The organism is Pseudomonas sp. HMSC08G10, from assembly GCF_001808425.1.
In the GTDB taxonomy this organism is placed as follows: Bacteria; Pseudomonadota; Gammaproteobacteria; order Pseudomonadales; family Pseudomonadaceae; genus Aquipseudomonas; species Aquipseudomonas guariconensis.
On sequence record NZ_KV793298.1, the window covers coordinates 326435 to 334780 of the forward strand.

Here is an 8346-nt window from a genome sequence, read left to right on the forward strand (position 1 = left end):
TTCCCCAAGCGACCACGGAGTGTCCATGTCCCTCGCCCTCGTCCACAGCCGCGCCCAGGTCGGCGTGCTGGCGCCTGCTGTCAGTGTCGAAACCCATCTGGCCAACGGCCTGCCCACCCTGACCCTGGTCGGTCTGCCCGAAGCCACGGTCAAGGAGAGCAAGGACCGCGTGCGCAGCGCCATCGTCAACTCCGGCCTGGACTACCCCGCCCGACGCATCACCCAGAACCTCGCCCCGGCCGATCTGCCCAAGGACGGCGGGCGTTACGATCTGGCCATCGCCTTGGGCATCCTGGCCGCCAATGGCCAGGTTCCGGTGGCGCCCCTGAGCAAAATCGAGTGCATCGGCGAGCTGGCGCTGTCGGGTGGATTGCGGCCAGTGCAAGGCGTGCTGCCTGCGGCACTGGCCGCGCGCGAGGCTGGGCGAGCCCTGGTGGTACCCAGGGAGAACGCCGAGGAAGCGAGCCTGGCGAATGGCTTGGTGGTCTACGCGGTCGGCCATCTGCTGGAGCTGGTGGCCCACCTCAACGGCCAGTCGCCCCTATCACCCTTTGCAGCCAACGGCCTGCTGCTGCGGGAGCGGCCCTACCCGGACCTCAGCGAGGTCCAGGGCCAGACTGCCGCCAAGCGTGCGCTGCTGGTGGCTGCGGCCGGTGCACACAATCTGCTTTTCACCGGACCGCCCGGCACGGGCAAGACCCTACTCGCCAGCCGCCTGCCCGGGTTGCTCCCGCCGCTGGATGAGCACGAGGCCCTGGAAGTGGCGGCAATCCAGTCGGTCAGCGGCCATAAGCCGCTGGACTGCTGGCCCCAGCGCCCCTTCCGTCATCCTCATCACTCGGCGTCAGGCCCGGCCCTTGTGGGCGGTGGCAGTCGACCTCAACCGGGCGAGATCACCCTGGCGCATCATGGCGTGTTGTTTCTGGACGAACTGCCGGAGTTCGAGCGACGCGTGCTCGAAGTGCTCCGCGAGCCGCTGGAGTCAGGGGAAATCGTGGTGGCCCGTGCCAAGGATCGCATACGCTTTCCCGCACGCTTTCAGCTGGTAGCGGCCATGAACCCCTGCCCTTGCGGTTACCTGGGTGATCCCACCGGGCGCTGCCGGTGCAGCACCGAGCAGATCCAGCGCTATCGCAACAAGCTGTCCGGCCCGCTGCTCGACCGGATCGATCTGCACCTGACCGTGGCCAGGGAAAGCACCGTACTGACCCACCAGCCCTGCGGCGAGTCCAGCGCCAGCGTCGCCCGCCTGGTGGCCCAGGCACGTGAGCTTCAGCAGCGGCGCCAGGGCTGCGCCAATGCCTTTCTCGACCTCAACGGCCTGCGCCGCCACTGTGCGCTGGAAGCGGTCGACCAGGCCTGGTTGGAAAATGCCTGCGAGCGCCTGACTTTATCCCTGCGGGCGGCCCACCGCCTGCTCAAGGTAGCCCGTACTTTGGCAGATCTTGAACAGAGAGAATGCATTGGGCGTGCGCACCTGGCCGAAGCGCTCCAGTATCGACCAAACACCTGATCGTCAGACCGCACCCGGTTCGCGGATAACCCGCCGCCCAAAGGTATCGATTGCGGAACGATGCTTCCCGAAACGACGGGATTGTCCTGTTTGCTACCCAAGACGAAAATGCCCGCCTCTGCTATCCATTGCCTAACCCTCTCATCGCTCAAGGAGTCCGAGCCATGCCCCACGAAGCCAGCCTGCTGCAAACGGCGGTGATTTTCCTGCTTGCCGCCGTCGTTGCCGTACCCCTGGCCAAGCGCCTGCAACTGGGGGCAGTCATCGGCTATCTGCTCGCTGGTGTGGCCATCGGGCCCCAGGCGCTGGGGCTGATTCGCGACACCGAGAGCGTCGCGCACATCTCCGAGCTGGGCGTGGTCCTACTGCTGTTCATCATCGGCCTGGAGCTCTCGCCACGGCGGCTGTGGCTGATGCGCAAGGCGGTGTTCGGCGTGGGTCTGGCCCAGGTGCTGCTGACCGGCGCGGTCATCGGCGCCATCGCCCTGTTCGGCTTCGACCAGCCGCTGCCCAGCGCCATGGTGCTGGGCTTGGGCCTAGCCTTGTCGTCCACCGCATTCGGCTTGCAGAGCCTGGCCGAAAGCAAACAGCTCAATGCCCCCCACGGTCGCCTGGCCTTCGCCATCCTGCTGTTCCAGGACATCGCCGCCATCCCCTTGATCGCCCTGGTGCCACTGCTGGCCGCCAGCGGCCCGGACACCAGCCATGGCGACAGCCTGCAGCATGGTCTGCAGGTATTCGCCAGCATCGCCATCGTCATCGTCGGCGGCCGCTACCTGCTGCGCCCGGTATTCCGCACCGTGGCCCGTACTGGCCTGCCAGAAGTGTCCACCGCGACTGCATTGCTGGTGGTGATCGGCACCGCCTGGCTCATGGAACAGGCCGGCATTTCCATGGCGCTGGGCGCCTTCCTCGCCGGTCTGCTGCTGGCGGACTCGGAGTACCGTCACGAGCTGGAGTCACAGATCGAGCCGTTCAAAGGTCTGTTGCTGGGGTTGTTCTTCATCAGTGTGGGCATGGGCGCCAACCTCGGGTTGCTGCTGGAGATGCCGCTGGTACTGCTCGGCCTGACCCTGCTGCTGGTGGCAGTGAAACTGCCGCTGCTGATGCTGGTCGGGCGCCTGGCCGGCGGCTTGAACACTGCCAGCGCCCTGCGCCTTGGCGTGGTGCTGGCGGCAGGTGGCGAATTCGCCTTCGTGGTGTTCAAGCTGGGCAAGGACCAGGGCCTGTTCGATGCCCGCACCCACGACATGCTGCTGATGACCATCACCCTATCGATGGCCATCACCCCGCTGTTGCTGCTGGCCTGCGCACGCCTGCTCAAGCGCCCGCAACCGGTTCGCGAGGTGCCGGAGCACTACAAGAGCATCCAGGCCGACACGCCGCGGGTGGTGATCGTCGGCATGGGCCGCATGGGCCAGATCGTCTCGCGCATCCTGCGGGCGCAGAAAATCCCCTTCATTGCCCTGGACACCTCGGTGGACACCATCGAGATGACCCGCACCTTCGAACAGGCTCCGGTGTTCTACGGCGACCCGCAGCGCCCGGAGGTATTGCATGCGGCCAAGGTTGGCGAGGCCGAGTACGTCATCATCACCACGGATGATCCGGAAGTGACCACCCGCACCGCCGAGCGGGTCAAACGCCTGTATCCGCACCTGAAGGTGATCGCCCGGGCGCGCAACCGCCAGCATGTGCACAAGCTGATGGACGTCGGCGCCGAGCCGATCCGCGAGACGTTCTATTCCAGCCTTGAGATGAGCCGCCGCACCCTGGTCGGGCTGGGCTTGTCGGGCGAGCAGGCCGCAGACCGCATCCAACGCTTCACCGAACACGACGAACAAGTGCTCGAAGCCCAAGGCCGCGTGCGCGACGACCGGGCCAAGGTGATGCAGACCGCCCAGGAAGCGCGCAAGGAGCTGGAGCGGCTGTTCGAGTCGGATGCGCCATAGGCCATAGCCTCAGGGCGCACCGCGATGCCTTCGAAAACGGACTGATCCCGCCATGGGCCGCACAGCGGCCCCTGCTCATTCATGGGCCTTCGCCGCTCAAAACAAACTCGCTACGGTAGACTGCGAAATCCCTCGCCTGCGTTTCGAGAATGCCCATGGAAGACCTCAACTCCCTCTACTACTTCACCCAGGTAGTCGAGCACGGCGGTTTCGCGCCGGCCGGCCGGGCCCTGGACATGCCCAAATCCAAGCTCAGCCGGCGCATCGCCGAGCTGGAAGAGCGCCTGGGCGTGCGTCTGCTGCATCGCACCAGCCGGCACTGCTCGCTGACCGAAGTCGGCCAGGCTTATTACCAGCGCTGCCTGGCCATGCGGGTGGAGGCCGAGGGAGCCGCCGAAATCATCGAGCGCAACCGCAGCGAGCCCCGCGGCCTGGTACGCATCAGTTGCCCCACGACGTTGCTCAATGCCTGGGTGGGGCCGATGCTGACGCGCTACATGGCCAAGTACCCGCAGGTGGAGTTGTTCATCGAGAGCACCAACCGCCGGGTCGACCTGCTTCACGAAGGCTTCGACATCGCACTGCGGGTGCGCTTCCCGCCGCTGGAGAATACCGACATGGTGATGAAGGTGCTGAGCAACAGCACCCAGTGCCTGGTGGGGCAGCCGTCGTTCTTGGAACAACTGCCGGAAAACTTCGAGCCGCAGATGCTGGGCCAACTGCCCAGCCTGCATTGGGGCAGTTCGCAGCGTGAGTACCAGTGGGAATTGTTCCAGGACGAAAGCATGGCGCAGAAGCTGGTGATCGCACATAAGCCCAAGGTAGTCACCGACGACCTGTTCGCCTTGCGTCACTTCGTGGTGGCGGGTGTTGGAATCGCGCATTTGCCACGGGTAGCGGTGCGCGAAGACCTGGCGGCAGGCAGGTTGGTGGAAATGCTGCCGGGTTGGCACCCGCGCTGCGGGATCGTCCATGCGATCTTCCCGTCACGGCGGGGGTTGCTGCCGTCAGTGCGAGCGTTGATCGATCATCTGGCCGAGGAGTTCGCGGTCAGCGATATGGCGTGAGTTGGCGGGTGACGCTTTTCAGCCCTGGCACGCGGTCACCAGCCCCCACAAGAGCCTGTTGAATGCTGTGGGGGCTGGCGCCAGCCTGGTGGGTTTCAGAAGGCGAAGCAGGAACAGCCCAACGCTCCCCAGAAGCCCTGGAAGTCATTCACCGGCACGGTCGAATGACGCGCTTTCTCATGGCTGTGTGCATGTACGCCGCACGGCCCGACACATTGATGTGCCACCGCCGCCAAGGACGGTGTACCCACCCGCCAATGCCCCGGAACCTTGGTCACCGGCGACCACTCCGGCAGCACCGGCACCTGGGGCGGTCCGAGCTTGTCGAACTCCGCTGCGCCATAGACCACCTTGCCATCGACAATGGTCAGCACCGACTCGATGCCCTTGATCGCCTCTTCATCGACACTGAAGAAGTCCAGTGACAGTGCCGCCAGGTCCGCCAACTGCCCCACCTTGATCTGACCTTTCTTGCCCTGCTCGCTGGAGAACCAGGCGCTGCCCTGGGTGAACAGTTGCAGTGCAGTCTCGCGGCTCAGTCCCTGCGGATACAACGCCATGCCACCCACGGTCTTGCCGCTGACCAACCAGTACAGCGAGGTCCACGGGTTGTAGCTGGACACCCGTGTCGCGTCGGTACCGGCGCCTACCGGCACGCCCATGTCGAGCATGCGCTTGATCGGTGGCGTCTGCTCGGCCGCCTTGGCGCCGTAGCGGTCGACGAAGTATTCCCCCTGGAAGGCCATGCGGTCCTGGATGGCGATGCCACCGCCCAGCGCACGCACTCGCTCGATGTTCTGCGGGGTGATGGTCTCGGCATGGTCGAAGAACCATGGCAAGCCATTGAACGGGATATCGCGATTGACCTTCTCGAACACGTCGAGCATGCGCGAGATCGATTCGTTGTAGGTGGCGTGCAGGCGGAACGGCCAGCGCTGCTCCACCAGATGGCGCACCACCGGCTCCAGCTCCTGCTCCATGGTCTGCGGCAGATCCGGGCGCGGCTCGAGGAAGTCCTCGAAGTCGGCGGCGGAGAACACCAGCATTTCGCCGGCGCCGTTGTGGCGGAAGAAGTCGTTGCCGCCATGCAGCTTGACGCTGGAGGTCCAGTTCTTGAAATCGGCCAGCTCCTCCTTGGGCTTCTGGGTGAACAGGTTGTAGGCAATCCGCACGGTTAACTGGTTGTTGTCGGCCAGTTCCTGGATCACCTGATAGTCGTCCGGGTAGTTCTGGTAGCCACCACCGGCATCGATGGCGCTGGTCAGGCCCAGGCGGTTGAGCTCACGCATGAACTGGCGCGTGGAGTTGACCTGATACTCCAGCGGCAGCTTCGGCCCCTTGGCCAAGGTGGCGTAGAGGATCATCGCGTTGGGACGCGCAATGAGCATGCCGGTCGGGTTGCCGAACTTGTCACGCTGGATCTCGCCGCCTGGTGGGTTGGGCGTCTCCTTGGTGTAGCCCACGGCGTTGAGCGCGGCACGGTTGAGCAGCGCGCGGTCGTAAAGGTGCAGCAGGAACACCGGCGTGTCCGGCGCGGCCTGGTTGATTTCTTCCAGCGTCGGCATGCGCTTTTCGGCGAACTGGAATTCATTCCAGCCACCGACCACTCGCACCCATTGGGGCGTGGGGGTGCGTGCGGCCTGGTCCTTGAGCATGCGCAGGGCATCGGCAACCGATGGCACGCCTTCCCAGCGCAGTTCCAGGTTGTAGTTCAGGCCACCGCGGATCAGGTGCAGGTGCGAGTCGTTCAGACCGGGGATCACCGTGCGTTGCTTGAGGTCGATGATCTGCGTGGTGTTGCCTTTGTGGGCCATGGCCTCGGCGTCGCTGCCCACGACAATGAAGCGGCCGTCCTTGATGGCGACGGCGGTCGCGGTGGGCTTCTCGCGGTCAACAGTATGCAGTTTGCCGTTGAACAGAATCAGGTCGGCGGACATGGAACCTCCTTGGCTGGTTGCGTAAGCGGAACCGGCTTGGCCGGCGAAAGGCAATGCGGACCAGAGCGCGCCAGCGGCACCGAGGACGGTACTGGTGGCGAGGAACTGGCGACGGGTCTTGTCGTTGCGGTCCTTGGACATGGTCTTCTCCGTCTGGGCGGCAGCGGCCGGAGCCGCTGCGGGGCATGCCGATAAGTGCAGTGCGGTGGGTTGTGAAAGGGTAGCCCTGTTCACCATTTGTGCTGCCTGGCGAGCTCGATTCGCGGGCTCACCCGTGAAAGCCTGCCTCGATCACTTCTGAAGAAACGCCAGCAGATCTTCGTTCAGCTGCTGGGCATGGGTCACTGCAAACCCATGCGGTGCCCCGGCATACACCTTCAGCTCAGCCCCGCGAATCAACGCCGCCGCCTGCTTGCCGGTGGTCTCGAACGGCACGATCTGGTCGTCGTCGCCATGGATGACCAAAGTCGGTACATCGATCTTCGCCATGTCCGGACGGAAATCGGTCTCGGAGAAGGCTGTCACGCAGTCCAGGGTGCCCTTGATCGAGGCCATCAGGGCGATGTTCAAGGTCTGGGTCTGCACCCCTTGGGAGACCTGCTGCCCACGGTTCAGGCCATAGAACGGTGTGGCAAAATCGGCGATGAACTGCGCACGATCGGCACGCAGACCGGCACGGATGCTTTCGAACACCGACAGGTCGACCCCCTCGGGGTTGTCGTCACGCTTGCCGAACACCGGCGTCACCGCCCCCAGCAACACTAGCCCGGCCACCCGCTCGCTGCCGTGACGGGCGATGTAACGGCTGACATCACCGCCCCCCATCGAGAAGCCGACCAGGGTCACGTCACGCAGATCGAGGTGTTCGATCAACTGGGCGATGTCATCGGCGAAGGTGTCGTAGTCGTAGCCAACCCAGGGCTGGCTCGAACGCCCGAAACCACGGCGGTCGAAGGCGATGGCGCGGTAGCCGCGGCTGGCCAGGAACTCCATCTGCGAATCCCACATGTCGGCGTCCAGTGGCCAGCCGTGGCTGAACAGCACAGGCTTGCCGCTGCCCCAGTCCTTGTAATAGATCGAAGTGCCATCGCGGGTAACGAGGGTGGTCATATCGGTATCTCCTTGAAAGTGTCGAGCTAAAGGCGTGGTTCAGCCGCGCAGCCAATCGGCGCAGCGACGGGTTACCCACGGCATGATGTAGAACACCACGGGCAGGATGACGAACAGGTTGACGATCAAGTTGCCGGTGATCGCGCCGCCCAACTGCGGAAAGCGCGCGAAAAGCGGCGACAGCAGTTGCGGGATGACCAAAGTCATGGGGCAGATCACCAGGTAAGTCAGCAGCGCCTGCTTCCAGCGCGGCGGTTGGGATGCACCGGTGGTAGGCGGGGTGAACCAGAACTCCGGATCGTCATGGACCTGGGTCTGGTCGCCCTCCTCCAGCAGCGGCAGCACCTCGTTGATCAGCGCCTGGCGCTCGGGGGAATCGACCCAGGCCTGCAGCTGGCCGGCCTCGGCGAAGCGCACCACGGTGGTGAACTGACGGCCACCGTCGTCAGGACGGATCACATTCACATCCAGATGACCCGGCTGCTGGCGGGCCACGCTGACGGTGTGCCGCAACCAGGCTTCATAACGCGCCAGCGCATCGGTGCGCACTTTGTGCTGGATGACCAGCGTCACCACGGTACGGTTGTTCATCGGCCTTCCCCTGGACAAGATGAGGCCAGACGCCGGGATCCGGCGCCTGGTGAAGTGGGTTACTTGCCAGCAGTCAGCGTGCTGTAGCTGGTCATCAGGTTGCGGTAGTCCGGGATGTGGTTGGAGAACAGGGTACCCAGGCCCTCGATGTCGTTGCGCCAGTCGCGGTGCAGCTC

General features: G+C 64.6%; 6 protein-coding genes and 1 pseudogene. 3 read left to right on the forward strand and 4 right to left on the reverse strand.

Going from position 1 to position 8346, the window contains the following annotated elements:
- Positions 1-25: 25 nt before the first annotated feature.
- The 3 genes from HMPREF3173_RS07550 to HMPREF3173_RS07560 all read left to right on the forward strand — a co-directional run bounded on the left by HMPREF3173_RS07550 (position 26) and on the right by HMPREF3173_RS07560 (position 4532).
- Positions 26-1513 (forward strand): YifB family Mg chelatase-like AAA ATPase, encoded by a 1488-nt coding sequence (locus tag HMPREF3173_RS07550; RefSeq protein ID WP_070572101.1) that lies wholly within the window; start codon positions 26-28, stop codon positions 1511-1513.
- A gap of 164 nt (positions 1514-1677) precedes the next feature.
- Complete coding sequence (locus HMPREF3173_RS07555; RefSeq protein WP_070572105.1) at positions 1678-3465, forward strand: monovalent cation:proton antiporter-2 (CPA2) family protein; 1788 nt, start codon at positions 1678-1680, stop codon at positions 3463-3465.
- A 155-nt stretch (positions 3466-3620) separates the two neighbouring features.
- Positions 3621-4532 (forward strand): LysR substrate-binding domain-containing protein, encoded by a 912-nt coding sequence (locus HMPREF3173_RS07560; RefSeq protein WP_043213439.1) that lies wholly within the window; start codon positions 3621-3623, stop codon positions 4530-4532.
- A 95-nt stretch (positions 4533-4627) separates the two neighbouring features.
- Here HMPREF3173_RS07560 and HMPREF3173_RS07565 read toward each other — a convergent pair whose 3' ends face one another.
- From HMPREF3173_RS07565 to HMPREF3173_RS24870, 4 genes and pseudogenes are all read right to left on the reverse strand, one after another.
- Positions 4628-6469 carry an amidohydrolase gene (locus HMPREF3173_RS07565; protein WP_168166369.1) on the reverse strand — a complete coding sequence of 614 codons (1842 nt, stop codon included), beginning with the start codon at positions 6467-6469 and terminating at the stop codon, positions 4628-4630.
- 291 nt (positions 6470-6760) lie between these two features.
- Complete coding sequence (locus HMPREF3173_RS07570) at positions 6761-7579, reverse strand: alpha/beta fold hydrolase (protein WP_070572109.1); 819 nt, start codon at positions 7577-7579, stop codon at positions 6761-6763.
- A gap of 39 nt (positions 7580-7618) precedes the next feature.
- Complete coding sequence (locus HMPREF3173_RS07575; RefSeq protein ID WP_070572111.1) at positions 7619-8170, reverse strand: antibiotic biosynthesis monooxygenase; 552 nt, start codon at positions 8168-8170, stop codon at positions 7619-7621.
- A gap of 59 nt (positions 8171-8229) precedes the next feature.
- Positions 8230-8346: pseudogene (locus tag HMPREF3173_RS24870) on the reverse strand (hydrolase); the annotation flags it as partial.

What these genes read in the sequence shown, in the direction of transcription:
- HMPREF3173_RS07550 (WP_070572101.1), top strand. Translation starts at nt 26, where the DNA reads ATGTCCCTCGCCCTCGTCCACAGCCGCGCCCAGGTCGGCGTGCTGGCG.
- HMPREF3173_RS07555 (WP_070572105.1), top strand. Translation starts at nt 1,678, where the DNA reads ATGCCCCACGAAGCCAGCCTGCTGCAAACGGCGGTGATTTTCCTGCTT.
- HMPREF3173_RS07560 (WP_043213439.1), top strand. Translation starts at nt 3,621, where the DNA reads ATGGAAGACCTCAACTCCCTCTACTACTTCACCCAGGTAGTCGAGCAC.
- HMPREF3173_RS07565 (WP_168166369.1), bottom strand. Translation starts at nt 6,469, where the DNA reads ATGTCCGCCGACCTGATTCTGTTCAACGGCAAACTGCATACTGTTGAC.
- HMPREF3173_RS07570 (WP_070572109.1), bottom strand. Translation starts at nt 7,579, where the DNA reads ATGACCACCCTCGTTACCCGCGATGGCACTTCGATCTATTACAAGGAC.
- HMPREF3173_RS07575 (WP_070572111.1), bottom strand. Translation starts at nt 8,170, where the DNA reads ATGAACAACCGTACCGTGGTGACGCTGGTCATCCAGCACAAAGTGCGC.